Source organism: Halostagnicola kamekurae, from assembly GCF_900116205.1.
Lineage (GTDB): Archaea > Halobacteriota > Halobacteria > Halobacteriales > Natrialbaceae > Halostagnicola > Halostagnicola kamekurae.
In genome coordinates this window covers 1-26563 of sequence record NZ_FOZS01000001.1, presented here as the reverse complement: position 1 = coordinate 26563, position 26563 = coordinate 1, and the positions used below count along the sequence as shown (strand labels likewise).

Here is a 26563-nt window from a genome sequence, read left to right as displayed (position 1 = left end):
ACTACTGTTTCAGGCCGGGAATAATGTCGTCTTGCAACGTAGATACTCGAAGTTCTGTTGAATTTATCTGCGGCTATCAAGGTTTGAGAGAGATCGGTAAGTACAGGTGAAGTAGATAACGGAGTGGCGGGTGATTTGTCGTAGAGATTTTAGAAACTGCGTGTTGAATAAAGATGATACATAGTATATTTATCCAATACGTTCAATTCTACTCCACTGAAATGTCTATTTGGTGGGATTGGTAGACATCACCCAGTCAAGTGCATAGTCGCGTTTCGACAGCCCGTAGTAGCGCATCTCGTCCGGCGAGACCGGCCAGACTGGGGCGATTGCACGCCACTGGTAGTAAAGGAGTTTAGCCCAGCGGGAATCACCGACCGTGGCATACCGACCAATGTCGAATTTCGAACCGGTTCGCAGATCGGGGACGACACCATGCAGGTGCGAGAGATATGTCGATAGCGTCCATTCTATCGTCTCTTCGTAGACATGCACTGTCCCGAACTCGTCGGTCTTCTCAACGAGTAGGTCATAGAACTCCCGATACCCGGCAGGCGTGCCGTCTCCCATCCGAACCGCGACTACGTTGTCTTTGGTCGCTTTAAGAATCTCGAACATGGGGGAGGTCGTCCGCTCTGTGGCCGCGAAGTTGGAGGTAAAATCGTCTGTCATCGTTAGTGGGCGTGATTGTTCAGGTGCGTGCTGCGGTCGCCATAGCCGGGACACAGTTCGACAGTGGCGTGATCGACGCCATGATGGACAAGTTCCTCGTGGACGCTTCGGGTTACCGTCTCGGCTTCAGGCATTGTCTCCACGTCGGTCTCAAGATGGACGGTGGCGACCGTGATCTGACTACAAATCTGCCATACATGCAGGTCGTCTACGGCGGTCACGCCATTGACCTTCCGCAGGATGGCCCGTACCTCGTGCTGCTCGAATGGCGTCCGGTGTAGGAAGATCGCACTGCTCCCACGGAGTACTTTCCCCGCCGACCATGTAATGACGACAGCGATTAGCCCTGCGACGATTGGGTCAATGATCTGGAGTCCAGTCATCTCGATAACAACCGTAGAGATAATAACGGCAACTGAGCCACCGGCATCGCCGAGAAGGTGGTAGAACGCCCCTCGTTCGTTGAGGCTCATCCCGCCGCCCTGTAGGACGTATACCGAGCCGATGTTGACCAGTAGGCCACCCGTTGCGATGGCGAGCGTGGGGCCAGTTCCGATTGCCACCGGCTCAAGAAATCGCTGGTAGGATTCCCAGAGGATGAACCCGACCATCGGCAGCAATAAAAGGCCGTTGAGGAAGGCGGCAAGCGGTTCGAGACGATGGAGACCGTACGACCAGCGATCACTATCTCCATAGTTGTCGGCGATGTGGGCGGCAGCGAACGCCATCACGTACGCGAGCGCGTCAAATAGCATGTGAAAGGCGTCGCTCAGGAGCGCAACTGAACCAAACAGTAGACCGCCAGCAAGTTCAGCGAGGAATCCGAGGAGGTTGATGACCGAGACGGCAGCTAGTTTCCAGCTACTCGTCGATGATCTCCCATGTCCGTGATTGTGGTCATCGTGTGAGCCATCGTGGGCCGACTCGTGTTCGTTCATCTTGCTCCACCTTTGACAGTCCCATTTTATTAAAACAGCTGCTATAAAACTCGGATTCTTAGCTATAATTTAGCAAAATATATCGGATGAGTTATTAACAAAGATGGATGCCAGCACTACGCCAGTACTGAAACCCGTAGGAATTGCAGCGGTCAGTATGCATCTGTAGTGTGCGTGTATTTCACGCTAAGATAAATCTGAATAATAGAATTTCAACAGTGCTATACTCGAGTTGCATGACACGGATCGATGCTGCATCTTGACCACCCTATTGCTGGCAACTAGGATTTCCACACCGCTCGCGGGTCACTGCGTTCCCCGTTCGCACTTCGAGATCCTCACTCGTTCGGATCTCGCACTCCCCAGCCGATTCGCTCGCCCGCAAACTCGCTCTCTCATCCACTGGAAGACGCTTCGCGACTTCCAAGCCGTTCAATCACTTCGTGACCGAAGACCTCGAACAGTTTCTGCTCGCGAATCGCTATCGCGACCCGCGAGCAAGCGCGCGCCGCCGCACGTGACCTGTCTGGAATGGTGCAGCCTCCGTGCTCTGTTCTGGCCGATCCAAGTGGCCATTTCGAGGACCCTAAGTAGTCCGAATTAACTGTATCTGCCGATATGATTGCCATGAGTGCCACTATGATCCGTTTCACCATCGATCACTCTGGACCCGAGAGACACGAGCGATCCGCCGAACTCGCTCGAGCGATTCTCGCGAGTACGGATCGCTCGCTCTCCGAACTCGAGGTCGTCGGTATCGAACCACTGTTAACGAACCACGTCGACGCAGAGAGCGCCGAGCGGCTTCGAGACGCGGGTGTCCAGGTGGACGATGAGACGCTACGGGGAACCGTCGATGCCACGCCTGCCGTCGTCGACGCGGTGCTTTCGCTGTTCAGCGATAGCCTCCTCGTCGCGCGGTTGTCGACGAGTCGGGGACGGCGATTTTCTCGCGCGACGATTCCGACGCCGAATCGTGTCGCCTGCTGGCCTCCGAGTACGAATCGCTCTGCGAGACGGTTCCGCTCGAGTTAGTCGCCTCGCTTCGCCCGTTCGGCGAGAGCGTCTCCACGGACCGATTTCAGTCCCTCGAGACGGGGAGCCATGCGGCGTATTCCATCGCCCCCGCGTCGGCGGCCGCGGCTCCGTCAGTTCGAACGGTGCTCGAAGCCCTCCTCGAGCGCGCCGAACGCGACGCCGAGACGATCGAACTGTTCGGACTCCGACCCCTTCTCGAGCGGATCGACGCCGACAGCGTCGCGGCGCTCGTCGAACGAGGTGCGGTCCGCGACGGGATCGAACTCGTCGGGACGGTTCCGGCTACCCCGACCAGTATCGACGCACTTCTCGAGTTGTTTACCGACCCGCTCCTCCGAGTGGCTATCGTCGACGCGTCCGAAACGCCGCTTTTCGTCCGCGAGCAGCCCGAACTGAACTACTGGTTTCTGACCGACGGGGAGTTCGATCGATTGCGCGAGGCGGTCGACGTCGAACTGATGGAATCGACCGACACCGCGCCGTAACCAGCACAGAATCCGATCGGATTCGATTTTGACCGATACGTTTGGCTCGCGACCGATCGTAATCCATCGGCACTCGAGGAGAACTTCCACGGGCGAAACAGGCCAAGATGAGTACGAAGTTGGGCTTCGAGGCGAGAGAGTACGTCCTGAGAGCGCCTTATCCTCGTCGTCGGAGACCAACGAGAACAGCGAGCAACAGCGATCCGACCGCGACCGGCACGCCGAACCCGCTCGCGCCCAGCACGCCCTCGCCGACCTCGAGGGTCCCCTCGTTGGTAATGGTCGGCGACGGACTCGCGGGCGTCGCCGCGGAGCTGTTCGCGAACGCGAGCTTGCTCTCGCCGTCGGCGGCGTCCTCGCTGGCCCGGAACGTGATCGTCGCGACGGGTGCGGTGTTCGCCACCCCGTCGTCGGGCGACTCGAGTGCGGTTTCGACCGAGACGGTGCCCGCGTCCTCGTCGACCGCGCTGGAGCGGTCGATCGCCCCTTCCGGCGGCTCGTCGCCATCTTCGAACCACGAGCCGTGTTCGACGTCGACGACCGAGAACCGATCCGCGTCGTAGTCGACGGTGAAGCCCGCCTCGCTGAGCCCGTCGCCGGCGGGGGTCCGGTTGGCCGCGAGGATGACGTCGACCGCGACGGTTTCGCCGGCGGCCACGCGTGCGTCGTCCGGTTCGAAGCTGTAGACGCCGGGGCTGTGTCCGGCGCTGGCCGGCGCGGCGAGGAGGCCGGCGGCAAGCAGCAGGACTGCGAGCGCGACTGCGACTCGAGTGCGCGTCGCCGTCATGAGTCGATCGATTCCGGCACCGTCAGTTCGACCGGGGGCATGTCGAAAAACGCCGTGTCGTACCCCTGGTGGCGCGCGACCTGCGGGAACGAGTCGATCTCGATCGTCACCCTCGAACCCGGTTCGACGCCCGCGAGCGCGGCCCCGTAGTGGATGCCGTACTCGCCGTCGATCGTCTGCTCGAGCGCGACGGAATCTGCGGCTTCGCCGTTCGAAATCGCGGCCGTCATGGACATGTCCGCGAGCGGAACCCGGTTGTAGGGCGTTCTGGGAGAGACGAGGAGGTACCGCTCGCTCCCCTCGACGAACCGCGATCCGGACTCGAGAAGCCGTGTCACGAAGACCGCGTCGCTGCTCGTGGCCGCGTCCTCGCCGGAACTCGGCTCGAGTCCCGCCCCGGGGTACTCCTCGGCCGGCGGCAGCGCCGAGAACTGAACGTGGCCGTCGCCGTTGCCCTCGCCGCTCGCCTCTCCACCGTTCATGTCCCCACTGTTCATGTCTCCACCGTGGCGCATCGGCTCGAGCGCGCCGGGGTCGCCCCACTCCTCGCGATCGAGGTACTCGACCCCGGTGGCGACCTCGTTGCGGAAGGTCTGATCGTACTCGAACTCGAAGGAGGCGGTCTCCGTCTCCGCGAACTTCCCCTCGAGCTCGCCCGTCGTGCGAACGTCGAGCGGCGGGAGCGTCAGCTCGGCGGTGTAGGTGCCGTCGTCGGCGAGCGGCACGTTGTCGCCGAAGTGAAAGCCCATCTGCTGGGAGATCATCGTCCAGAGCGTTCGCGGCGAGCCGACCTGCTCGCCGTCTTTCTTGACCCGAAGCTGTGCCCCGCTGTCGACGGGGAGCACGACGCCGGTTTCGGTGTCCCAGACGACGACCATGAGGTGGACGCCGTTGCCGTCGTCGGGCTCCTCGCGCTCGATCTCGTCGCCGCTGATGATCCAAAAGGGATGGACGTACGAGAGCATCGGCGCGAGCGTGTACTCGCCGGCCTCGACCGGCTCGAGCATCTTCATCGCTTCCCGGTGTGTCGGCAAGTACACCGCGTCCGGTTTGTCCTGAATCTCGTAGAACTGGGGTAGCGTGGGGTCCCCACTCCCTTCGGCGGCTCCGTCCTCGACCTCGAGGGTACACCCCGCTAGCGCGACAGCGCCCGCCGCCGCGCCCGTTTGCACGAGAAAGCGCCGTCGATCGATTCGCCGGTCCATGTGCGTTCTCAGCCGTTGGTCGTTTGTAACCGTTCGCTTTACCGCCGACGGTCGTCTGGACCGGATGGTCGTCTGTCATCGGCGGTCGTCGTGCTGTCGCGGTCGTCTGGAATCGATGCTCGTTTCGGCGTCGACGGTTGTCGCACTTCCGGCGTCGTCGTACTGTCGGCGGTCGCTGGGACGGCGATCAGTCGGGACTCGGCGTCGGAAGCGCCCGGTGCGACCGGGGCGGGAGGAGGTAGTTCCCGCGCCGACCGACGAAGATGTAGCCCAGAATGCCGTTGTTCTGAATGATCCCCACGTCGAGGTCGGCCCCCGTCATCGCCTCTCGAACCGAGAGGAAGTCATCCATCTCCCGCTGGAGGGACAGGAAATGCGTGCCGGGGGTGTCGCCGTCGACCGTGTTGAAATCCCGCCGAAGGATGATCGGCTCGCCGTCCTCGCGCGCTCGCGCCGCCTTCTGGGCGTGGCCGACGACGCCGCGATTTCGCGCGTCTGACTCGGTGTCGTCGATCTGCTCGTCGGTGAGTCCGTTCGAGATCTCGAGCGCTTCGCCAATATCGCCGACCTGATCCTCGTCGTGGTCCGGGCTGAACGTCTTCATCACGCGCTGGGCGTGGCTTTCCTGTTCGAACCAGACGTCGAGCTGGATGTCGAGCGACGAGAGCTGCTGGGTCGCCCCGCTGGCGAAGGGCCCGTCCCGGATCGTGACGCGGTCTTCGGTCGCCTGACTCTCCTGAAAGCCGGATCGAAAGCCCATGAAAAACGGAGCCTCCTCCGGCACCGAGTCCGGAACGCCGTCGACGTCGGTGTGCTCGGCTGGCAACCCCGGTCCCACGAACCCGGTTCGGCGACGCTCCTCGAGTCGGTCGAACACGCCCGTCAGGTCCGTCTCGACGGGCTCGCCGTTTACCGTCTCGAGCTCGCCGAAGAGCGCTTCTTCGGCCCGGAGCACGACCTCGGGGTGATCGCTGGCGAGGTGGAGCAGTGCGTCGAACTCGTCGAACGCGGGGTCCTCGCGGTCCGTCAGCGCTTCCGGCGCGGGGAGATCGACCGTTTCAGGGAGCTTCCCGTCGAATCGATCGAAGTACGACGGCGTGTACCCCACCGTGAACAACAGCCCGTCGTTGCTCCACTCGTAGGCCCGCTCGAGCGTCCGCAGGCTCTCCTCGACCGTTTCGGTCGCCTCCTCGAGCGAATCACCATCGTTCTCACCGGCGGGATCGTCCGCGAGCGAGAGCGCCACTAGCACGTGGTGTTCCGGCGGTCGAACGTTGCCGTCGTCGTCGGTCTCGAGAAACTCGTTCCAGGCGTGTTGGCGCGCCGGAAGCGAGCCGGGGTCGTTGGTTCCGGCGGGCACGTCGACCTCCCCGCGCTCGTCGAGACAGGCGCTGATGGCGCTGGCACCGCCGACCGCCACGACCGCTCGGAGGTAGTCTCGTCTGGTGAGTCCGCGTCGCTCGGGAACCGTCACTAGCGGAAGGTTGGACTCGAGAAATATATATGTGTATTTCGGGGGCTCGCGTACGCCACCCCCAGCGTTTTGACCGGCGTCGTGGTGGGAGTCACGTATGGTCGCTTCCGAACTGCAGAACGCCCGAACGGAACTCGAGGACGCCGCCGACACCGCCGAGGACGATATCCGCGACGACCTCAGCGAGGCCGCGGAGAAATCCGGCCAACTCGAGTCGGAGGCCGAAAAAGTCGATCACGCGATGCTCGACGACCACCTAAACACCCTCCGACAACTGCGCGAACGCGCCGGCGGCGAGACCGAAGCGGCCGTCGACCGGGCGATCGAGCACGCGGAGGCGTACCGCGAGAACCTCGAGCAGGCCTGAAAGCCGCGAGCTGTCGAACCGGAGCGCACTCACTCGAGCCGATCGAGCACCGCCTCTTTCTCGTAGGCGAGCGTCAGCGAGCGCGAACGACCGCGGCCGTCGATCTCGGCGTAATCGGCCTCGATCAGGCCGAGCTGGTCGAGTTTGTTGACGATTTCGGAGTAGCGCGTGTAGCCCAGGTCGGTCTCCTCGCGGAAGGCCTCGTAGACGGCGCCTGCCTGTTCGCCGTCGTTGGTCGCGATGACCTCGAGCAGGGTGCGTTCCGTGTCGCTGAGTCCCGAGAGGCTCTGTGAGAGGCTCACGTACTTGGACTTCTCGTAGGCTGTTTCGACGTCTTCGCGCTCGACGACGCGGCTGGCGCGCATCTCGGCGGTGAGTCCCGCTCGCCGAAGCAGGTCGATCCCGACCCGGAGGTCGCCGCTCTCTGCGGTTAGCTCGGCGACGTACTCGAGCGTGTCCCGGGAGATGACCCCGTCGTTGAACCCCTTCCTGACGCGCTCGTCGAGGATGTCGACGATTTCGGGCTGGTCGTACACCGGAAAGTACACGTCTTCGGGGCGGAAGACGCTCTGGACCCGCGAGTCCAGTTCGTCGATCACCTCGAGGGTCGGATCGGAGGAGACCACGACGACGCCGATCTTCGCGCCGGGGTACTCCTCGTGGGCGCGAAGCAGCGAGTAGAGCGTGTCGGAGGCCTCGTTCTCGTAAAAGAGGTAGTTTACGTCGTCGAGCGCGACGACGAGTACGCGGTCTTGCTCGACGAGTTTCTCGGCGATCTGGCCGAACAGTTTCTTGAAGGAGATGCCCGACGAGGGCGGTTCGTAGTCGAAGGTCCCCTCGAACAGCCGGGAGAACACCGAGTAGCGCGTCGAGTTGACCTGGCAGTTGACCCGAATCGTTCGAATGTCGCCGGTCTGTGCGCCGACCTCGTCGAACAGCTTCTGAATCGCGGTGGTCTTTCCCGTTCCGGGCGGCCCTCGGACCATCACGTTCAGCGGGCGCGACCCGCGAACCGCGGGCCGCAAGGCGTAGGTCAGACTCTGGGTCTGACTCTCGCGGTGTTTGAACGTCTCGGGGACGTAGTCGATCTCGAAGACGTGTTCGTTCCGGAACACGGATTCGTCCCACGACAACATCCCCTCGTCGGGGTCCCCATCCATTAGTTCCACCACGCTCTCCGAGCTACTTAGTTGTTTTCGGCGTACGCGGTTCCGTTTCCGATTCTTTCCCGTTTCAGGCCGTTTCGATGGGTTCGATTCACCGGCGGGGTTCGCCTCAGCGGACCTGAAACCACGGGCCACTCGAGCGCGGGCTCGAGCCGGCGTTTTCGATTCCTCTCCTCGCTGCCAGTCCGGCGTCTGAACGAACAGCGCTTCCGTGGGAACTTGGACTGGTTTGGAAACCGGTGCATTCGTCCGAACGGCATCGACGCTGTACTTGCACAGCCGCGGGTATCGGAATGCGCCGAATTCCGAATACCGATTCGTTCTAGTCGTCGAACAGGACGAACCCGACGGTCCCTGCCGTCGCCGCCATAAGCGCCCCGCCCGTCAGGAACAGTATCGTGTAGGAACTCGCCGAGAGCAAGAGCCCGAACGCGGCCGGCGACACCGCAATCGCCCCCGTTTTTCCGACCTCGAGGACGCTGACGATGCGGCCACGGACGGCCGCAGGGGCGCTCATCGTGACGATATCGTTCGCGATCGGGTCGAACAGACCGTCCCCGACGCTCGTCAGTCCGAGGATGACGATGACGGCCCAGGGATCGGTCGTCAGGAGGAGCGCCCAGGTTCCCGCGCCGAAACAGAGCAGGCTCGAGACCAGAACCGTCGGCCGGCTGATCCAGGTCGCGAGCCGTCCTGCGTAGGGTGCCGCGACGAATCTCCCTAACCCGAGGACGGCGACGGCAACGCCTCCGATAAACTCGCTGGCTCCCAACACGGTGACCGCGTACAGCGGCATGAACGTAAACAGCGCGTATCGGACGAAAAACAGGGCGATGACGGCGGCGATGACGGTTCTGGCCTCGCTCGTCAGCGCGTCTTCGACTTCGCGTACCATCTCCGAAAGCCGGGCGATCCAGGCCGAAACCCGGGCGGTCAAGACGCTGGTATTTCCACCCGCGTTCGCATCGCCGGGCTCTCTTACCTGCTCGTGATCCGGGGTGGAACCGGGGGTTGCCGGTTCGCTGCGTTCCGGCGCGGGGTTCGGAACCGCGGGCCGATTCGCCCCCGGCGTGGGATTCGGACCGGCGGTCGACTCGAGCGCTGTCGATTTCTGGTCCGTGTGGGAGGCGGTCGGTTCCGGAAGCCACCAGTAACACAAGACAAATGCGACGAACGAAATCCCGTAGAGCCAGAAAGGAAGCCGCCAGGAGATGTCGACGAGCACGCCGGCGGCGAGCGGAGAAACGATCCCGCCGAACCCGGTGATGCTCGTGAGATAGCCCTGCGCCGTGGTCGCGACGGCCCCGTCGTAATGGTCGCCGATCAGCGTGATCGCCATCGGCAGCAGACCCGGGAAGGCACACCCTTGTACCGCCCGCAGGAGCAACACGACCGCGAACGTGTCGACGAACCCGATCAGCGTCCCCGCCGCGCCGTAGACGAGTAACGATCCCAGAAACACTCGACGTCGGCCCCAGACGTCGGTCACGATACCGACGATCGGAATTGCGACGACTGCGGTCAGGAAAAAGGCGGTCATCACCATCCCGACTCGAGCCTCCGTCAGGTCGAACTTCGACGCCACCCCCGGCAAGGCGGGCGAAACGAGTGTGCTCGCGAGCACGCCGGCGCCGGCGAGCCCGAGGATAGCGTAGAGCTTCGGATCGGATTTCAAGGTGTCCGACTCTTCCATCGAGCTACCCCGCTGTCTCGCGCCGACCGGCCCATTTTGTCATCTTTTGACAACCTTTCACGGACTTATGTAACGATACCTCGTGTAAATAGCTACTGCCCGCCGAGGAATCCGTGCTAGACGGCCCGGAGAGTCACCGCGTCGAACACTCGACGATGCTCACCCGAACTTCTCGAGCAATCGATCGTAAAAGGCAGCCTCGCGCTCGTCGGCGAGCTTTTCGACGATCAGCTCGGGCGTCGATCTCGCGAGGTGGTCTTTGATCGGCGAGCGGTTGACCTCGAGTTCGCCGTCGACGAGTCCCACGGCCTCGATGCCGTCGACGGCCACGTCGTAGGCCGCCATCTCGCGGATCTCGCCCGCGAGGTGGGAGACGAACACCGCCGTCGCGCCGTTTTCCGATAACGCCTCGAGGATGCCAGCGATGATCTTCGCCGACGCGCCGGGTTCGGTGATGCTCTCGAGTTCGTCGACCAGCACCAGCGATCCCGCCCCGTCGCCGGCTATGTCGGCGAACTGCCTGACCGTCGACTCGAACGCGCCCGCGTCGAGGGTCCCCTGGGTCTTGGCGTGATAGTGCAGCGACTCGAAGCGCTCGAGCCGAACCCGATCCGCGGGCACCGGCAGCCCCATGTGCGCCAGTACGACGACGCTCGCGACCAGATCCAGCGTCGAGGTCTTCCCGCCGCTGTTGACCCCCGACAGGAGCGCGACGCCCGAGACCCCGTAGTCGACCGGTTCGATCGCCTCGAGCGGTTCCGAGAGCAACGGCGACCGACCGCCCTCGATCTCGAACCCGCGGTCACCGGACGACTTGTTCGAGTCAACCGAATCCGTCGATTCCGCTGAACCCGTCGATTCCACCGCCCCCACTGATCCGCCGACGAACTCGGGCATCGTACACTCAAAATCGCGCGCGAAGCGAGCGATAGCGAGTTCGACGTCCAACTCGAGGGCGTTTCGAACGAGGTCCGCCGCGGCATCACGCCGATCTGCCAGCTCCGCCGCCAGCTCCCGTTTCAGTCGCGCTTCTCGGCGCTCTCTGGTCGCCGTGAGCTCCTCGCGGAGTCGAGAAACGGTGTCCTCGTCGCGCTCGACCGGAAACGTCGGCTCGTCTCCGAACGTCCACCGCGCGATTTCGGCCTCGCCCGCGTCGAGGTCGAGCGCGTCGATCAGATGCTCTCGAGCGGCCGCGACCGCCTGTGCGTACTCGTCGTCGAGTTCTCGAGAGAGCAGCGAGTCGACGCCCGCGCCCTGCTCAACCAGCGAGAGCAGGTCCGCTCCCTCGATCGTCACGTCCTGCTCGCGGATCGCCTGCCGAAGGTGGTCGTTCGCGACGGATTCGGCCGCCCCGACCGATACCTCGAGGTCGTCGACCGCCGTCGCGAGTCGATCCAGTTCGTCGTCGCCGGCAACGGTTCCGTCGTCGTTCACCCGGGCGAGCCCGGCTTCGAGCGCCGCGAGGTCGCAGTCGGTCTCGAGGTCGGCGCTGCGGTGGACGGCGATGGCGGCCCGCAAGCTGTCACGGTTGCGGGCGAAGAAGGCGACCGACCGCTCGGGGACGATCTCCGCGGGATTCTCGAGGGCGTCGGGGCGGACCTGCACGTCGCCGTCGACGGTGACGCCCGCGAACGTCTCGTCGATGGCGATCACCGTCGAGTAGCCGCGAGCGAGTTCGGCGAGCCCCTGTGCGTCTTCGACCACCTCGACGGAGAGTTCCGGAATCGCCTCGCGAGCGGCGGTGTACCGCTCCGCGTCGGTCGTCGCGAGACACCGCTCGCGAACCTGGACGTCTCCCCCGCGCTCGAGCGGTTCGACCCCCTCGAGCGCCTCTAGAACAGCGGGGTCGGGATCGCGTTCGATCGCCTCGCGAACGAAGGTCTGTACCTCCTCGATCCGCGACCGACACGGACTCGGGTAGATCGTCTCGAGACGCTGGGCGCCGTACTCCGTCACGGTGCGTTCTTTACACAGCGAGAGCACCTCGCGGTAGACCTCGCGTGCGCGCTCGGTCGCGAGGAAGCCGCCCGGGTCGTCGTGTTCGCGGCGGATCGCCCCGCGCGCGATGCGGGCTGCTCGCCCCTGCGTGATTCCCGGCGCCTTCGCGAGCGCCGCCACGTCGCCCGATTTGAGCGCCCGCTCGGGATCCTCGAGCGTCGCGAGCGACCGAGCCGTCTTCTCGCCGACGCCCGGAATCGTCTCGAGTTCCATCGACCGGCGTATCCCATCGAAGCGAGAAAAAACCCTCGCCCGCGCGGTCGCTCGAGGCGGCGGTACCGGCCGAAACATCCGGATCTAACCCCCGAGAACGTATCGTTCATTACTCGCTGGCTCCGATACGCCGGTGTGGATCTATCGATCGTCGACCTCGCGCCGATACCCGAGGACGGATCAGCAACGGACGCGTTCGAGAACACCGTCGAGCGAGCCCAGAACGCGGAGGAACTCGGCTACTCGAGAGCGTGGGTGGCCGAACACCACGATTTCACCGACTCGCTGGCGAGTACGACACCCGAGGTACTCATCCCGCACATCGCCGCCAAGACCGACGAGATCCGGGTGGGCTCCGGGACGGTCCTGCTCAACCACTACAGCCCGTACAAGGTCGCGGAGACCTTCAGCGTGCTCGACGCGCTCGCGCCCGGCCGGATCGATCTCGGACTCGGCCGGGCGACCGGAAATCCGGTCAGCGACCGCGCGCTCCAGATCGACCGGAGCCAGCATCGGTCCGGCTCCAACGAGGATCACCGGGACAAGATAAACGAGGTCGCCGCCCACCTCTACGACGGGTTCCCGGACGACCACTCGTTCAGCCAGCTCGAGCTGGCTCGCGCACGCGAGACCGTCCCCGATATCTGGGTTCTGGGTTCGAGTCCCTCGAGCGCCGCCATCGCCGGCCAGCTCGGGCTGCGGTACTGCTTTGCCGCCTTTATTCGACCCGGCCCCGCGGTTCGGGCGCTCGAGGTCTATCGAGAGAACTTCGAGCCGTCGTCGTTCGGTGCTGGCCCCGACGAACCCCACGGAATGGTCGCGGCGAACGTCACCTGCGCCGAGACGGACGAGGAGGCGGCTCGGCTTCGCGCGACGACTGAGGCGACACACCAGCGACTCCAGCAGGGGACGATCGATCGCCCGCCGATCCGCTCGACCGAAGCCGCGATCGAGGAGCTCGGATACGTCCCGGAGCCGACGCCGACGACGATCGAGCCGGGAGAGTGGCCCCGCCAGATCTCCGGCAGCCCGTCCACGATCCGAACGCTGCTCGACCAGATGACCGACCAGACGGGCGTCGACGAGGTCGTTATCCAACAGCAACTCGCCGACCACGAGGACGTGCTCCGATCGCACGAACTGCTCGCCGAGGCGGCGGACCTCTCGGCGCGCTGATTCGCCGTCGGTCTTCCAGAGACGCTTCTGGGACCGTGATTTTCGATAGGCGGATCTTCGGCGTGCCATCGATCTCCCTCGACACCTCGGGCTTGCATCTGCCGGCTTCGACGTTATACGGGTAGCTCGACAAGCACGGCTATGATACTGAAACGATTGCTTGGTTCGAAAGCGACCCGCTCGCTGACGGTCCTCTCTGTCGCCCTCGAGGCGAAACGATCGTTCGACCGCGGCAAACGCACGCGCGGCGCGCTCTTGCTCGTCGTCGCCGTCTTCGCCTGGAAGTGGGCCGTCCTGGGGATGGCTGCGCAGGGTCTGGTCACCCTGCTGCGACGCGGGCGACCGTCGGTGCCGGCGGCCTAATCTGCTGATTCTCAGTTTCCGTCGTCGTACTCGTATTCCGCCGTCGGATCGTTGACCCCCTCGGTCCGCGAGCCGACCCACGCGCCGAGTGCGAGCCCGTAGACGAGGTGGCCGGCGTGAAACAGCGCGAGTTCGTCGGTCTCGAGGCGGATATCGAGGAGTTCTCTGAGCACGATCTGAGAGCCGAACGCGGAGAGCGCCATCCCGTAGACCGACCCCCAGACCAGCCCCCGTTGTTCGGGCTCGATCGACCGTTCGGCGTCCTGAAGCGCGAAGAGCCCGCCGAACACCGCTCCCGCGCTCACGCCGTAGACGAAGTGCAAAACGAGCCCGGCGATCGGATGATCGCTCGGATCGCCGCCGGTCACGTACTGGCTCCAGAAGTTCGCCGACGGGGGCAGCGAGCGAAGGATAGGGAGCCGAAACGCCGTCATGATACAGGTCGCGACGAACCCGGCCTGCAGGCCGCGGACGGACGCTGATACGGCGTGTTGTGCTCGAGAGCGCCTGCCGGATTCTTCGGTCTCGGTGCGTCTCTGCCGTCCGCGTAATCGCTCGAGTGCGCCCATCGTGATCTCGCTCGCTCGTACGCTCGCTCGAGACTTAACGTGGCTGCACGCGAGAGCCACCCTGCACGCGAGGGCCGCCTCGAGTCGTGTGCCTCGCCGTCGGACCGAAACTCTCGAAATCGGGCCCTACGCCGCATAGTCGGTCGAATCGCCTCGGGGACGCCGCCTGGAACCTCACGAACAACGTAGTATTGTACGAATATGGAGCGGTATCGGAGAAAATGCTCCACCGACGTGCCGTCCTTCCGGGCTCGGGCTCGTTTCTGTCGTTATCCGCAGAAATATATAACACAAGCGTTATACGTGTCCTGGCACACGATAGAATCGTAATGGCGAAAGGCACTGTTGATTTCTTCAACGACACAGGCGGCTACGGTTTCATCGAGACAGACGACGCGGACGACGACGTGTTCTTCCACATGGAAGACGTTGGCGGCCCGGACCTCGAAGAAGGCACAGACATCGAATTCGACATCGAACAGGCACCGAAAGGTCCCCGCGCGACCAACGTCACCCGTCTATAAACGGTTCCGCGTTCAGTAGCCGATTTTACTTTATTCACGACCGTGAGAGGCTTCGCTCGCGTTCGGCTGTCTCTCGCGGTCGTTACTTTCGATACGCCGCTTACGGTGTAGATACTTCGACACACTGCTCACGGCGTAGATACCACTACGATTTTTCAGGGTTGGCAACCAGCCTACCAGTATGAGTCGTTCCCAAAAGCCCGACTGGCTGAAAACGCGACCGCCGTCGGGCCGGGAGTTCGCCGACATCCGCGAAACGCTCAGAGAGCGCGATCTCCACACGGTCTGTGAGGAGGCCAACTGTCCAAACCTCGGCGAGTGCTGGTCGGGTCGAAACGGTCCATCGGCCGATGCGAACGGCACCGGCGGCGGGACGGCAACGTTCATGCTGCTCGGCGATCGCTGCTCTCGAGGCTGTAACTTCTGTGACGTCGAGACGGGGGGCATGGAACCGCTCGATCCCGACGAACCCGAAAACGTCGCGAGCGCCATCGCCGAAATCGGCCTCGATTACGTCGTCCTGACGAGCGTCGACCGGGACGACCTGCCGGACCAGGGCGCGGGCCAGTTCGCAGAGACCATCCGCGAGATCAAACGCCGACATCCCGGCATCCTCGTCGAAGTCCTCATTCCGGATTTCCAGGGCGAAACGCGCCTGCTCGAGAAGATCATCGACGCGGGGCCTGACGTCATCGCGCACAACGTCGAAACCGTCGAACGGCTCCAGTTTCCCGTCCGCGACCGGCGCGCGGGCTACGAGCAGAGCCTCGGCGTGCTCGAGTACGTCGACCGGAATTCGGACATCTACACCAAGACCTCGATCATGCTCGGCCACGGCGAGTACGACCACGAGGTCTACCAGACGCTCGCGGACCTGCGCGAGCGCGGCGTCGACATCGTCACGCTGGGCCAGTACCTCCAGCCCTCGCGCTCGCACCTGGACGTGAAGCGCTACGACCACCCCGACAAGTACGAGACGTGGCGGCGCGTCGCCGAGGAAGAGCTCGGATTTCTCTACTGTGCCAGCGGCCCGATGGTTCGGTCCTCGTACAAAGCTGGCGAGCTGTTCGTGGACGCGGTACTGCGTGAGGATAAAAGTATCGAACGCGCACGCGAGCAGGCCCGACAGACGCGCGCGAAGTAACCCCTCTCTCGACGCTCTGTTTGTCCCGACGTTTTGTTCGTCCCGACGCTTTGTCTGTCTTGATCCGTTTTTCGAACCGGCGTTCTATCCGAACCGACGTCCACTCGCGTCGCCATCGGCGCTGCGTTTCGTCGTCTTCCGATCAGCGGCCGACGACCGTTGTGGTCGTCCGTCCAAAACCCGAATCGTTATTCGTTAGCTTTCACGCAACTCCGTTCGATACGTCGAGAAGAGGTACGTTCGTCCATTCTATACTCCTTCTACTGCACAGATCTGTACAGCAGTGGCAGTTTTATACCCAAGAGTAAAATTTATACGAAAATTCTTTATCTCGAGCGATTGTTAGTACGGGTATGTGCCGGAGGTTCTTCCCATGAGTACGATACAGCGCGATCCTCGAGAGCGAGTACAGGTGCTAGACGAGGACGGCCGCGTCGTCGAGGGCGCGTCGGTGCCGGGCCTCGACGACGACGAACTCCTCGAGATGTACGAGCAGATGCGGCTGGTTCGCCACTTCGACGAGCGGGCGGTGAGCCTCCAGCGACAGGGGCGAATGGGGACCTATCCGCCGCTGTCGGGCCAGGAAGGCGCTCAGATCGCCAGTGCACACGCGTTAGACGACGCGGACTGGATCTTCCCCAGCTACCGCGAACATGGCGTCGGGCTGGTTCGCGGGCTCTCGCTCGAGCGGACCCTGCTCTACTGGATGGGTCACGAGCAGGGCAACTACGTCCCCGAGGACGTCAACATCTTCTCGGTCGCGGTTCCCATCGCGACGCAGATCCCCCACGCGACTGGAGCGGCCTGGGCCTCGCGATTGAAAGGCGAGGAGAAGGCCTTCCTGTGTTACTTCGGCGACGGGGCGACCTCCGAAGGCGACTTCCACGAGGGCCTGAACTTCGCGGGCGTCTTCGACACGCCGACCGTCTTTTTCTGTAACAACAATCAGTGGGCGATCTCGGTCCCGCGCTCGCGCCAGACCGCGAGCGCGACCCTCGCCCAGAAGGCCACCGCGTACGGCTTCGAAGGTGTGCAGGTCGACGGGATGGATCCGCTGGCGGTGTACAAAGTGACCCGCGACGCCGTCGAGAAGGCGAAGGATCCGGGGCAAGGCGAACTTCGACCGACGCTGATCGAGGCCGTCCAGTACCGATTCGGCGCGCACACGACCGCCGACGATCCGTCGGTCTACCGCGACGACGAGGAGGTCGAGCGCTGGAAGCGGAAGGATCCGATTCCGCGTCTCGAGTCGTTCCTCCGGAACAACGGCCTCCTCGACGACGAGCAGGTCGACGCGATCGACGCGCGGGTTCGCGACGACGTGGCCGACGCCATCGAGGCCGCCGAGAGCGTTCGACGCCCCGAGCCGGAGGAAATTTTCACCCACGTGTACGACGAAATTCCCAAACGGTTACGGGAACAGCGCGAGTGGTTCGAAACGATTCGAGAGCACCACGGCGACGACGCGCTCCTGGAGGACTAACCATGTCAGCACAATCTACCGCGGAGGCCGAGAGCCTCACCCTCGTACAGGCGGTCAGGGACGGGCTCTACACCGAGATGGAACGGGACGAGGACGTCGTCGTCATGGGCGAGGACGTCGGTCGAAACGGCGGCGTGTTCAGGGCGACCGAAGGGCTCTACGACGAGTTCGGCGAGAACCGGGTCATCGACACGCCGCTGGCCGAATCCGGTATCGTCGGGACGGCGATCGGCATGGCAGCCTACGGGATGCGCCCCGTCCCGGAGATGCAGTTTATGGGCTTTATCTACCCCGCGTTCGACCAGATCGTCAGCCACGCCGCGCGGCTTCGCACGCGCTCGCGCGGGCGTTACACGTGTCCGATGGTCGTTCGTGCACCCTACGGCGGCGGCATTCGCGCTCCCGAACACCACTCGGAGTCGACCGAAGCGATGTTCGTCCACCAGCCCGGGCTCAAGGTCGTCATCCCCTCGACGCCCTCCGACACGAAGGGACTCTTGACGAGCGCGATCCGAGATTCGGATCCGGTAATCTTCCTCGAGCCGAAGCTCATCTACCGGGCGTTCCGCGAGGAGGTTCCCACGGAATCTTACGAGGTGCCGCTCGGCGAGGCCGCGGTTCGCCGTGAGGGCACCGATATCTCCGTCTTCACGTGGGGTGCTATGACCCGACCGACGCTCGAGGCGGCCGAGAACCTCGCGGACGAGATCGACGTCGAGGTCGTCGACCTGCGGACGATGTCGCCGCTCGATACCGACACCATCGTCGACTCGTTCGAGAAAACCGGCCGGGCCGCGGTCGTCCACGAGGCCCCGAAGACGGGCGGACTCGGCGCGGAGATCGCCGCGACGATTCAGGAGGAAGCGCTCCTCTACCAGGAGGCACCGGTCGAACGCATCAGCGGCTTCGACACGCCGTTCCCGCTGTACGCGCTTGAGGACTACTACCTGCCCGAACCGGCGCGTATCGAGTCGGGCATCCGAAACGCGGTGAACTTCTGAGATGGCTCGCGAGTTCAAACTCCCCGACGTCGGCGAGGGAGTCGCCGAAGGCGAACTGGTCTCGTGGCTGGTCGAAGAAGGCGATCCGATCTCGGAGGACCAGCCCGTCGCCGAGGTCGAGACTGACAAAGCCCTCGTCGAAGTTCCCTCGCCCGTCGACGGCTCAGTCAGGGAACTGCGCGCCGAGGAAGGCGAGATCGTTCCCGTCGGTGACGTGATCATCACGTTCGACGTCGAGGGCGAGGAGTCCTCGGAGACGGCCAGAGACGCCGAAGATGACGATAGCGCGGCCGAGACGACCGGACACGAAGCCGACTCGGCGTCCGTGTCCGCTTCCGGGGACGAACCCGCCGGCGACCCTGGCGCGACGGGCGGTGACATCGAGGAGATCGCAACGCCCGAGGGACGAGTGTTCGCGCCCCCGCGCGTGCGACGCATGGCGCGCGAAGCAGGCGTCGACATAGAGTCCGTCCAGGGGAGTGGTCCGGGCGGGCGAATCACCGACGGCGACGTTCGAGCGGCCGCCGGCGAGCGATCGGATTCCGACGCTTCGGACGGTAGTTCGGACTCGTCGGACGACGAGTCGGCCTCGAGCGCCGACGCCAGTTCTGGGGCCGAGCCCAACGCCGATTCCGGAGGCGAATCCGACACTGCAGACTCGAGTGCGATCGCTGATGCGGCCGGCGAGACGGCCACTCCGCAGGAGTTCGCCGAGTCGGCCGACCGCGAGCGAACGCTGGCGGCACCCGCGACGCGTCGGCTCGCCGAGGAGGAAGGAATCGACATCGACACCGTGCCGACGGATGAGACGCGGGACGGCGAGCCGTTCGTGACGCCGGAGGCGGTAACGGAGTACGCAACGATGCAGCGTGAGGCTCAGGAGGCCGACGCGGCCGCCGTTTCGTCTACCGAAGCAACCGCCGATAGTTTCGAGGGCGAACGCGAGCGCAGAGAGCCGTTCAAAGGCGTCCGAAAGGCCATCGCCGACGCGATGGTCGAATCGAAGTACAGCGCGCCACACGTCACCCACCACGACGAGGTCGACGTCACCGAGCTCGTCGAACTCCGGGAGCGACTCAAACCGCGCGCGGCCGAGGAAGGGATCAAACTAACCTACATGCCCTTCATCACGAAAGCCGTCGTCGCCGCCCTCGAGGAGTTCCCCGAGATGAACGCGGTGATCGACGAGGAAAACGAGGAGATCGTCTACCGGAATTACTACAACATCGGCGTCGCGACGGCGACCGACGTCGGCCTGATGGTCCCCGTCGTCGACGACGCGGACGAGAAAGGACTGCTCCAGATCGCCTCGGAGACGAACGAACTCGTCCAGAAGGCTCGAGAGCGCTCGATCTCGCCCGATGAACTGCAGGGATCGACGTTCACGATCACGAACGTCGGCGGCATCGGCGGCGAGTACGCGACGCCGATCCTGAACTACCCCGAGACGGGGATCCTCGCGATCGGCGAGATCAAGCGCAAACCCCGCGTCGTCACCGACGAAGACGGCACCGAATCGATCGAGCCGCGCTCGGTCATGACCCTGTCGCTGTCGTTCGATCATCGACTGATCGACGGCGCGGTCGGCGCGCGGTTTACGAACGCGCTGATGGAGTACCTCGAGGACCCCGAACTGCTCCTGTTGCAGTAGGGGATCGCGGATTTTCGACCGCTACCGTTGAAGTAGCGGGCGGGCGAACGGACTCACGAGCGGACACGGAGACTCACTACAATGGTCGTTGGAGATGTCACAACTGGCACGGACGTACTGGTAATCGGCGCTGGACCCGCGGGCTACGTGGCCGCGATCCGTGCCGGACAACTGGACCTCGACGTGACGCTGGTCGAGCGCGACGCCTACGGCGGGACCTGTCTGAACCACGGCTGTATCCCCTCGAAGGCGCTGATCTCGGCGACGAACGTCGCCCACGAGGCGAGCCACGCCGAGGAGATGGGGATCCACGCCAATCCCGCGATCGACCTCTCGGGAATGATGAACTGGAAGGACGGCGTCGTCGACCAGCTCACGAGCGGGGTCGAGAAACTCTGCAAGGCCAATCAGGTCAACTTACTCGAGGGCACTGCCCGGTTCGACGGCGAGAACACGGTCCGGGTCTCACACGACGGCGAGGGACAGGGCAGCGAGACCCTCGAGTTCGAGGACGCGATCATCGCGACCGGCTCGCGCCCCATCGAGATCCCCGGCTTCGAGTACGGCGACGAACCCGTCCTCGACTCGCGGCAGGCGCTCGCCCTCGAGTCGGTCCCCGAGTCGCTCGTGATCGTCGGCGCGGGCTACATCGGGATGGAGTTGGCCGGCGTCTTCGCGAAACTCGGCACCGACGTGACGGTGCTCGAGATGCTCGAGGACGCACTGCCGGGCTACGACGACCACCTCTCGCGCCCCGTTCGCAAGCGAGCGGCGGAACTCGGCGTCGACTTCGAGTTCGGCTACACCGCCGCCGAGTGGCACGACGCGGCTGACAGCGAGGGGATCCGCGTCGTCGCCGACCCCGTCGCGGAACCGGCGGCCGACGGCGGCGAGTTAGAAACCGCCGAGGGAGAACCGCTCGAGATCGAGGCCGAGAAGGTCCTCGTTGCCGTCGGTCGCGAACCGGTCTCGGACACGCTCGATCTCGAGGCTGCCGGTATCGAGACCGACGAGCGAGGGTTCGTTCCGACGGACGACCGAGCGCGGACCAATCGAGAACACGTCTACGCCGTCGGCGACGTCGCCGGCGAACCGATGCTCGCACACAAGGGGTCGATGGAGGGACAGGTGGCCGCCGAAGTGATCGCTGGCGAACCCTCGGCGATCGACTATCAGGCGATGCCCGCCGCCGTCTTCACCGAACCCGAGATCGGAACCGTCGGACTGACCGAGGACGAAGCGTCCGAGCAGGGGTTCGAGCCCCTCGTCGGCGAGTTCCCGCTTCGCGCGAGCGGCCGCGCCCTGACGATGAACGAATCCGACGGCTTCGTTCGCATCGTCGCCGACGAGGAAGCCGGTTTCGTCCTCGGCGCACAGATCGTCGCTCCCGAGGCCTCCGAACTGATCGCGGAACTCGGCCTCGCGATCGAACTCGGCGCGACGCTCGAGGACGTCGCTCGAACGATCCACACGCACCCGACGCTCTCGGAGTCCGTGATGGAAGCCGCGGAAAACGCGCTCGGGCGGGCGATTCACACGCTCAATCGGTAAGTCCGTATCGTCATCTTCCCGCTCAACTTTTACTTTCTCGGGTGGCTTCGAGTTTCGACTCGAGCGGCCAGTGGCGACTGCGATCGCCTCCGAACGGGTGATAGAACTCCGAGGAGGACGTCAGCACCACAAAACGGATACGCGGTCGACTCTCGTCTTCGTGTCGGTTACTGGACGTACAGCGAGTACGCGATGATCGAGAATCCGATCAGGACCAGCAGGCTCTCGACGAGGATCCCGAGCGTCAGATCGACGTTGAACACCTCGTGGACCATCCCCGCGAGGACGAATCCGAGCGTCACGATCGCGAACCCGGCCGTGAGATAACCCAGCGCGGGCTGGCGCGTTCTCCGATACGCCTTGAACGCGAAGTAGGTAATTATACTTCCGACAACGAGTAGTAACGTTTTAACGACCATCAACGCCATCGCGGCGGTGGTCGGTTCGATAAGTTCCGTGCTCATGTTTCCTTTCGCACCTCCGACCACAGTTCTGCGAGCCGCTCGTCTGCCGTCCGGGCCGGCCGCTCGATCCGGACTGCCAGCGAACGGTCGTCCTCGAGAACGAGGGTGATCTCCTCGAACGCGACCGAGTACTTGCTCGCGTGGTGGCCGTCGCGTCGAATCTCGGTCGACTCCTCGAGCAGAGTCGCCTCGGTAAGCAACTCGAGTTTCCGGTACAGCGTCGATTGGGGAATCTCACATCGCTCTGTGAGCTCGGACGCCGTCAACGGCTCCTCGAGATTCCGGATAATCTCCCGACAGTCGGGATCGTCGAGCGCAGCGCAGATCTCTTCGGCCGAGGGCATCGACTCCGAAGCGGTCGGGTCCCGGACCATTCGTTCTCCCCTAGTCACCCCCGCGGTTTATTCGCATCGATGCGAATCCGCGTTTACGCTTTCTGGCCGCTCACGCGCGAACATATTCGTTTTCGTCCCCTTTACGATTCGCGTGCGACGCCGCCGCGGGACCCGTTCGATACGCGAAAGAAAGAGTTCTTGCGTGCAGGCTCGAATACCAACTCGCGCGGGTATCATCCGGTCAGACCGTGTCTGCAAGGACGGAATGAGCGACCGACCTCCGCCCGCGCGATATCGTGATTCTCGAGCGGATGCACCGTTCCACTATCGAACCCGTTTATTACTGTCAGTAGTGCAACCGATACGTGGAAAATCGTGGCATGGTATCGGCTTTCGAACCGGGTTTGGTTCGACGGCCTTTTATGTGGATGTCTTCTCGGTAAGGATGTAATCGACGTGACGCGGGATGTCACGTCCCCTCTGGCTGCGTTCCAGCACGGAGGGTTGAGTTGGTTCGCGTGCGTTGACACGTACTCGTGCTCGGCCGGTAGTGGTCGAGGTGAAGACGATGGCCTTTTATGGGGCCGTGGTCTTTGGTTGGGTACGTGGATGCCGGCGCCGGGGTGTGGTTCTCGGCGTGGGTGTGATCCGACGGCCTTATATGGATGGGTCGGTTCGGATGTGAACGCAACGAACACGTGGCCGGTGGCCGATATGGTCGGCGTGCCGGGTCGGACGGTCTGGGTCCGAAGGGGTTTTGTACCCCTGAGGGCGTATGATTGAGTCCGAAGGAGATGAGGATTCCACCCCTGCGGTCCGCCGTTAAGATGGGATCTGATGTTAGCCTTGACAGTTCGGTGACGCTCGATCGGTCGGCGATGGGGTCACTGGACTGTGGACCACGCAATGTGTGAGTGTGTTTTAACATTCACCGCCAAACCCTCCCTTTCGAGGGAGTTATAGCATTCCGGTTGATCCTGCCGGAGGTCATTGCTATTGGAGTCCGATTTAGCCATGCTAGTTGTACGAGTTGAGGCTCGTAGCAGATAGCTCAGTAACACGTGGCCAAACTACCCTATCGAGCACGATACTCTCGGGAAACTGAGGCTAATAGTGCATACGGCTCGGCGTCTGGAGTGACGCGAGCCAGAAATGCTCAGGCGCGATAGGATGTGGCTGCGGCCGATTAGGTAGACGGTGGGGTAACGGCCCACCGTGCCAGTAATCGGTACGGGTTGTGAGAGCAAGAGCCCGGAGACGGTATCTGAGACAAGATACCGGGCCCTACGGGGCGCAGCAGGCGCGAAACCTTTACACTGCACGCGAGTGCGATAAGGGGACTCCAGGTGCGAGGGCATATAGTCCTCGCTTTTCGTGACCGTAGGATGGTCACAGAATAAGTGCTGGGCAAGACCGGTGCCAGCCGCCGCGGTAATACCGGCAGCACGAGTGATGACCGCTATTATTGGGCCTAAAGCGTCCGTAGCTGGCCACGCAAGTCTATCGGGAAATCTCTCCGCTCAACGGAGAGGCGTCCGGTGGAAACTGTGTGGCTTGGGACCGGAAGATCCAGAGGGTACGTCTGGGGTAGGAGTGAAATCCCGTAATCCGAGACGGACCACCGGTGGCGAAAGCGCTCTGGAAAGACGGATCCGACGGTGAGGGACGAAAGCTCGGGTCACGAACCGGATTAGATACCCGGGTAGTCCGAGCTGTAAACGATGTCTGCTAGGTGTGACACAGGCTACGAGCCTGTGTTGTGCCGTAGGGAAGCCGTGAAGCAGACCGCCTGGGAAGTACGTCTGCAAGGATGAAACTTAAAGGAATTGGCGGGGGAGCACTACAACCGGAGGAGCCTGCGGTTTAATTGGACTCAACGCCGGACATCTCACCAGCATCGACAGTGTGCAGTGAACGTCAGTGTGATGAGCTTACGGGAGCCACTGAGAGGAGGTGCATGGCCGCCGTCAGCTCGTACCGTGAGGCGTCCTGTTAAGTCAGGCAACGAGCGAGACCCGCACCCTTAATTGCCAGCAACACCCTTGAGGTGGTTGGGTACATTAAGAGGACTGCCAGTGCCAAACTGGAGGAAGGAACGGGCAACGGTAGGTCAGTATGCCCCGAATGTGCTGGGCTACACGCGGGCTACAATGGTCGAGACAGTGGGATGCTACGCCGAGAGGCGACGCTAATCTCCGAAACTCGATCGTAGTTCGGATTGCGGGCTGAAACTCGCCCGCATGAAGCTGGATTCGGTAGTAATCGCGCCTCAGAAGGGCGCGGTGAATACGTCCCTGCTCCTTGCACACACCGCCCGTCAAAGCACCCGAGTGAGGTCCGGATGAGGCCGTCATCCGGCGGTCGAATCTGGGCTTCGCAAGGGGGCTTAAGTCGTAACAAGGTAGCCGTAGGGGAATCTGCGGCTGGATCACCTCCACAGACCGGGACCGGGGCGTTGCCCCGGCCCACAGCAGCAGTCGTGCGTCCACAGTTCGGACCCGCGCAGGGCCGAGCGAGCACCTTAGAACTGTCAAGGCTAACGTCGCGTTTGATCCCCGGCCTCGTTGAGGCGGGGGTGGGCCCATAGCTCAGTGGTAGAGTGCCTCCTTTGCAAGGAGGATGCCCAGGGTTCGAATCCCTGTGGGTCCATGAGTCGGGTTAGGTCGAAGCGAATCGTGCCCCTTAAGTGGGTGACGGCGCTGTGATCTAATCCGAAGCAAGAACCGATGCACCACTCCGCGCAAGCGTGGGTGGGAAGGGTTAATGCAGGCCCGCTGTCTACGGGCGTGCAGATGAGACCGTGTGTACGTGTAGTCCAGGCGTCCACTGGACCCGTTCCCGGGTCACTACTGATCCGAAAGAACGTGGCTACTGTGCCAGCTGGTGGATCGCTCGGCTCAAGAGCTGAAGAAGGACGTGCCAAGCTGCGATAAGCCTACGGGACCCGCACGGAGGGGAAGAACGTAGGATTTCCGAATGGGAATCCCCACCGCAATTGCTTCGCGCAATGGGGAACGTCGAGAATTGAAACATCTTAGTATCGACAGGAAAAGAAAGCAACTCGCGATGTCGTTAGTAACGGCGAGTGAACCCGACACAGTCCAAACCGAAGCCTTCACGGGCAATGTGGTGTTCGGGCTGACTTGCAGCACCAGACCATCTATGAGAAATCTCCTGGAATGGAGTACGAGACAGGGTGACAGTCCCGTACTGTAGGTTAGTATGGTGTGTGTCAGTACCAGAGTAGCGGGGATTGGATATTCCTCGTGAATGTTGCGGGCATTGACCGCAAAGACTCAATACTCCTTGAGACCGATAGCGAACAAGTAGCGTGAGCGAACGCTGAAAAGCACCCCAAGAAGGGAGGTGCAATAGGGCGTGAAATCAGTTGGCGATAGAACGACAGGGCACGAAAGGTCCGACACGAAATGAATCAGGTGCGAACCTGTAGTAAGCCGTGTGGGAAGCCGGTGTTCTGTCGTACGTTTTGAAAAACGAACCAGAGAGTGTGTCTGTTCGACGAGTCTAACCCGATCATCGGGGAAGGCGGAGGGAAACCGATATGACCGCAGTGCTTTGCACCAGGGTCACCGTGTTCAAGCGCGGGGAGTCGACCGGACACGACCCGAAACCGGACGATCTACGCATGAGCAGGGCGAAGCGTGCCGAAAGGCACGTGGAGGCCCGTTAGAGTTGGTGTCCTACAATACCCTCTCGTGACTTATGTGTAGGGGTGAAAGGCCCATCGAGTCCGGAAACAGCTGGTTCCAACCGAAACATGTCGAAGCATGACCTTCACCGAGGTAGTTTGTGGGGTAGAGCGACGGATTGGGAGACCGGCCTCCGAGAGGAGTTCGCCTCCCTGTCCAACTCCGAACCTACGAACGCTGTTGACGTGAGGAGACCGGTGCGCGGGGTAAGCCTGTGTACCGTAAGGGAGACAACCCAGAGCTGGGTTAAGGTCCCCAAGTGTGGACTAAGTGCGATCGAAAGTGGTGCCGAGCCCTAGACAGCCGGGAGGTGAGCTTAGAAGCAGCTACCCTCTAAGAAAAGCGTAACAGCTTACCGGCCGAGGTTCGGCGCGCTGAAAATGATCGGGGCTCAAGTCCACCACCGAGACCGAGCGACACCCGTCAGAGGGTGATTCCGTAGGTTGGCATACTGTTCGGGTGGAAGCACGGGAGAGATCTCGTGTGGACCGTGCAGTAACGAAAATTCTGGTCATAGTAGCAGCGTTAGTCGGGTGAGAACCCCGACGGCCGAACG

At 63.0% G+C, this 26563-nt stretch carries 22 protein-coding genes, 1 tRNA gene and 2 rRNA genes; 14 read left to right on the top strand and 11 right to left on the bottom strand.

Going from position 1 to position 26563, the window contains the following annotated elements; all coding sequences use genetic code 11:
- Positions 1-225: 225 nt before the first annotated feature.
- Both BM348_RS00125 and BM348_RS00120 read right to left on the bottom strand, forming a co-directional pair.
- On the bottom strand, positions 226-618 hold the full coding sequence (locus tag BM348_RS00125) for a SpoIIAA family protein (protein ID WP_092903489.1): 393 nt from the start codon (positions 616-618) through the stop codon (positions 226-228).
- Between the two features lie 56 nt (positions 619-674).
- Complete coding sequence (locus tag BM348_RS00120; RefSeq protein ID WP_092900341.1) at positions 675-1610, bottom strand: cation diffusion facilitator family transporter; 936 nt, start codon at positions 1608-1610, stop codon at positions 675-677.
- A 627-nt stretch (positions 1611-2237) separates the two neighbouring features.
- On the opposite strand from BM348_RS00120, the gene BM348_RS00115 reads away from it, so the two are divergent.
- Both BM348_RS00115 and BM348_RS00110 read left to right on the top strand, forming a co-directional pair.
- Positions 2238-2645 (top strand): hypothetical protein, encoded by a 408-nt coding sequence (locus tag BM348_RS00115; protein ID WP_139231113.1) that lies wholly within the window; start codon positions 2238-2240, stop codon positions 2643-2645.
- Between the two features lie 125 nt (positions 2646-2770).
- Complete coding sequence (locus BM348_RS00110) at positions 2771-3133, top strand: hypothetical protein (protein WP_092900336.1); 363 nt, start codon at positions 2771-2773, stop codon at positions 3131-3133.
- 157 nt (positions 3134-3290) lie between these two features.
- On the opposite strand, the gene BM348_RS00105 is transcribed toward BM348_RS00110, so the two are convergent.
- From BM348_RS00105 to BM348_RS00095, 3 genes are all read right to left on the bottom strand, one after another.
- Positions 3291-3920 carry a cohesin domain-containing protein gene (locus tag BM348_RS00105; protein ID WP_092900333.1) on the bottom strand — a complete coding sequence of 210 codons (630 nt, stop codon included), beginning with the start codon at positions 3918-3920 and terminating at the stop codon, positions 3291-3293.
- Positions 3917-5125, bottom strand: a complete 1209-nt coding sequence (locus BM348_RS00100; protein ID WP_092900332.1) for a DUF7350 domain-containing protein — start codon at positions 5123-5125, stop codon at positions 3917-3919. The genes BM348_RS00105 and BM348_RS00100 overlap by 4 nt, the downstream gene beginning before the upstream one ends.
- A 187-nt stretch (positions 5126-5312) precedes the next feature.
- Entirely contained in the window at positions 5313-6599 is a 1287-nt protein-coding gene (locus BM348_RS00095) for a DUF7405 family protein (protein ID WP_092900331.1), read from the bottom strand.
- Between the two features lie 97 nt (positions 6600-6696).
- On the opposite strand from BM348_RS00095, the gene BM348_RS00090 reads away from it, so the two are divergent.
- A complete protein-coding gene (locus BM348_RS00090) occupies positions 6697-6966 on the top strand; it encodes a DUF7553 family protein (RefSeq protein ID WP_092900330.1) in 270 nt (89 codons plus the stop codon).
- A 29-nt stretch (positions 6967-6995) separates the two neighbouring features.
- Here BM348_RS00090 and BM348_RS00085 read toward each other — a convergent pair whose 3' ends face one another.
- The 3 genes from BM348_RS00085 to BM348_RS00070 all read right to left on the bottom strand — a co-directional run bounded on the left by BM348_RS00085 (position 6996) and on the right by BM348_RS00070 (position 12036).
- Positions 6996-8126, bottom strand: coding sequence for an ORC1-type DNA replication protein (locus BM348_RS00085; RefSeq protein WP_092900327.1), 1131 nt, complete (start codon positions 8124-8126; stop codon positions 6996-6998).
- 328 nt (positions 8127-8454) lie between these two features.
- Positions 8455-9825, bottom strand: coding sequence for an MFS transporter (locus BM348_RS00075; RefSeq protein ID WP_092900323.1), 1371 nt, complete (start codon positions 9823-9825; stop codon positions 8455-8457).
- A gap of 159 nt (positions 9826-9984) precedes the next feature.
- The gene (locus BM348_RS00070) at positions 9985-12036 is read right to left on the bottom strand and encodes a helix-hairpin-helix domain-containing protein (protein ID WP_092900321.1); all 2052 of its coding nucleotides are present in this window, start codon (positions 12034-12036) and stop codon (positions 9985-9987) included.
- 135 nt (positions 12037-12171) lie between these two features.
- On the opposite strand from BM348_RS00070, the gene BM348_RS00065 reads away from it, so the two are divergent.
- Entirely contained in the window at positions 12172-13212 is a 1041-nt protein-coding gene (locus BM348_RS00065) for an LLM class flavin-dependent oxidoreductase (protein ID WP_092900319.1), read from the top strand.
- 141 nt (positions 13213-13353) lie between these two features.
- A complete protein-coding gene (locus BM348_RS00060) occupies positions 13354-13575 on the top strand; it encodes a hypothetical protein (protein WP_092900317.1) in 222 nt (73 codons plus the stop codon).
- An 11-nt stretch (positions 13576-13586) separates the two neighbouring features.
- Here BM348_RS00060 and BM348_RS00055 read toward each other — a convergent pair whose 3' ends face one another.
- Positions 13587-14144, bottom strand: coding sequence for a DUF6789 family protein (locus BM348_RS00055; RefSeq protein ID WP_092900316.1), 558 nt, complete (start codon positions 14142-14144; stop codon positions 13587-13589).
- A 329-nt stretch (positions 14145-14473) separates the two neighbouring features.
- Here BM348_RS00055 and BM348_RS00050 point away from each other — a divergent pair, with 329 nt between their 5' ends.
- The 6 genes from BM348_RS00050 (at position 14474) to lpdA (ending at position 21498) form a co-directional block, all read left to right on the top strand.
- Positions 14474-14668: a cold-shock protein gene (locus BM348_RS00050; protein WP_092900315.1), complete on the top strand. Its 195-nt coding sequence runs from the start codon at positions 14474-14476 to the stop codon at positions 14666-14668.
- A 181-nt stretch (positions 14669-14849) separates the two neighbouring features.
- A complete protein-coding gene (gene lipA, locus BM348_RS00045) occupies positions 14850-15812 on the top strand; it encodes a lipoyl synthase (protein WP_092900314.1) in 963 nt (320 codons plus the stop codon).
- A 373-nt stretch (positions 15813-16185) separates the two neighbouring features.
- A complete protein-coding gene (pdhA, locus tag BM348_RS00040) occupies positions 16186-17295 on the top strand; it encodes a pyruvate dehydrogenase (acetyl-transferring) E1 component subunit alpha (protein ID WP_092903487.1) in 1110 nt (369 codons plus the stop codon).
- 2 nt (positions 17296-17297) lie between these two features.
- Positions 17298-18296: an alpha-ketoacid dehydrogenase subunit beta gene (locus tag BM348_RS00035; protein WP_092900313.1), complete on the top strand. Its 999-nt coding sequence runs from the start codon at positions 17298-17300 to the stop codon at positions 18294-18296.
- Position 18297: 1 nt separating this feature from the next.
- Positions 18298-19947 carry a dihydrolipoamide acetyltransferase family protein gene (locus BM348_RS00030; RefSeq protein WP_092900312.1) on the top strand — a complete coding sequence of 550 codons (1650 nt, stop codon included), beginning with the start codon at positions 18298-18300 and terminating at the stop codon, positions 19945-19947.
- Positions 19948-20028: 81 nt separating this feature from the next.
- Positions 20029-21498: a dihydrolipoyl dehydrogenase gene (gene lpdA, locus BM348_RS00025; protein ID WP_092900307.1), complete on the top strand. Its 1470-nt coding sequence runs from the start codon at positions 20029-20031 to the stop codon at positions 21496-21498.
- A 167-nt stretch (positions 21499-21665) separates the two neighbouring features.
- Here the strand turns inward: lpdA and BM348_RS00020 are convergent, their stop codons facing one another.
- Entirely contained in the window at positions 21666-21962 is a 297-nt protein-coding gene (locus BM348_RS00020) for a DUF7521 family protein (protein WP_092900304.1), read from the bottom strand.
- Positions 21959-22336, bottom strand: coding sequence for a winged helix-turn-helix domain-containing protein (locus tag BM348_RS00015; protein ID WP_092900301.1), 378 nt, complete (start codon positions 22334-22336; stop codon positions 21959-21961). The genes BM348_RS00020 and BM348_RS00015 overlap by 4 nt, the downstream gene beginning before the upstream one ends.
- A gap of 925 nt (positions 22337-23261) precedes the next feature.
- Between BM348_RS00015 and BM348_RS00010 the strand changes: the two genes are divergently transcribed.
- From BM348_RS00010 to BM348_RS21625, 3 genes are all read left to right on the top strand, one after another.
- Positions 23262-24734: ribosomal RNA gene (locus BM348_RS00010) — 16S ribosomal RNA — on the top strand.
- A gap of 140 nt (positions 24735-24874) precedes the next feature.
- Positions 24875-24946: transfer RNA gene (locus BM348_RS00005), tRNA-Ala, on the top strand.
- A gap of 210 nt (positions 24947-25156) precedes the next feature.
- Positions 25157-26563 (top strand): 23S ribosomal RNA (locus tag BM348_RS21625); the annotation flags it as partial.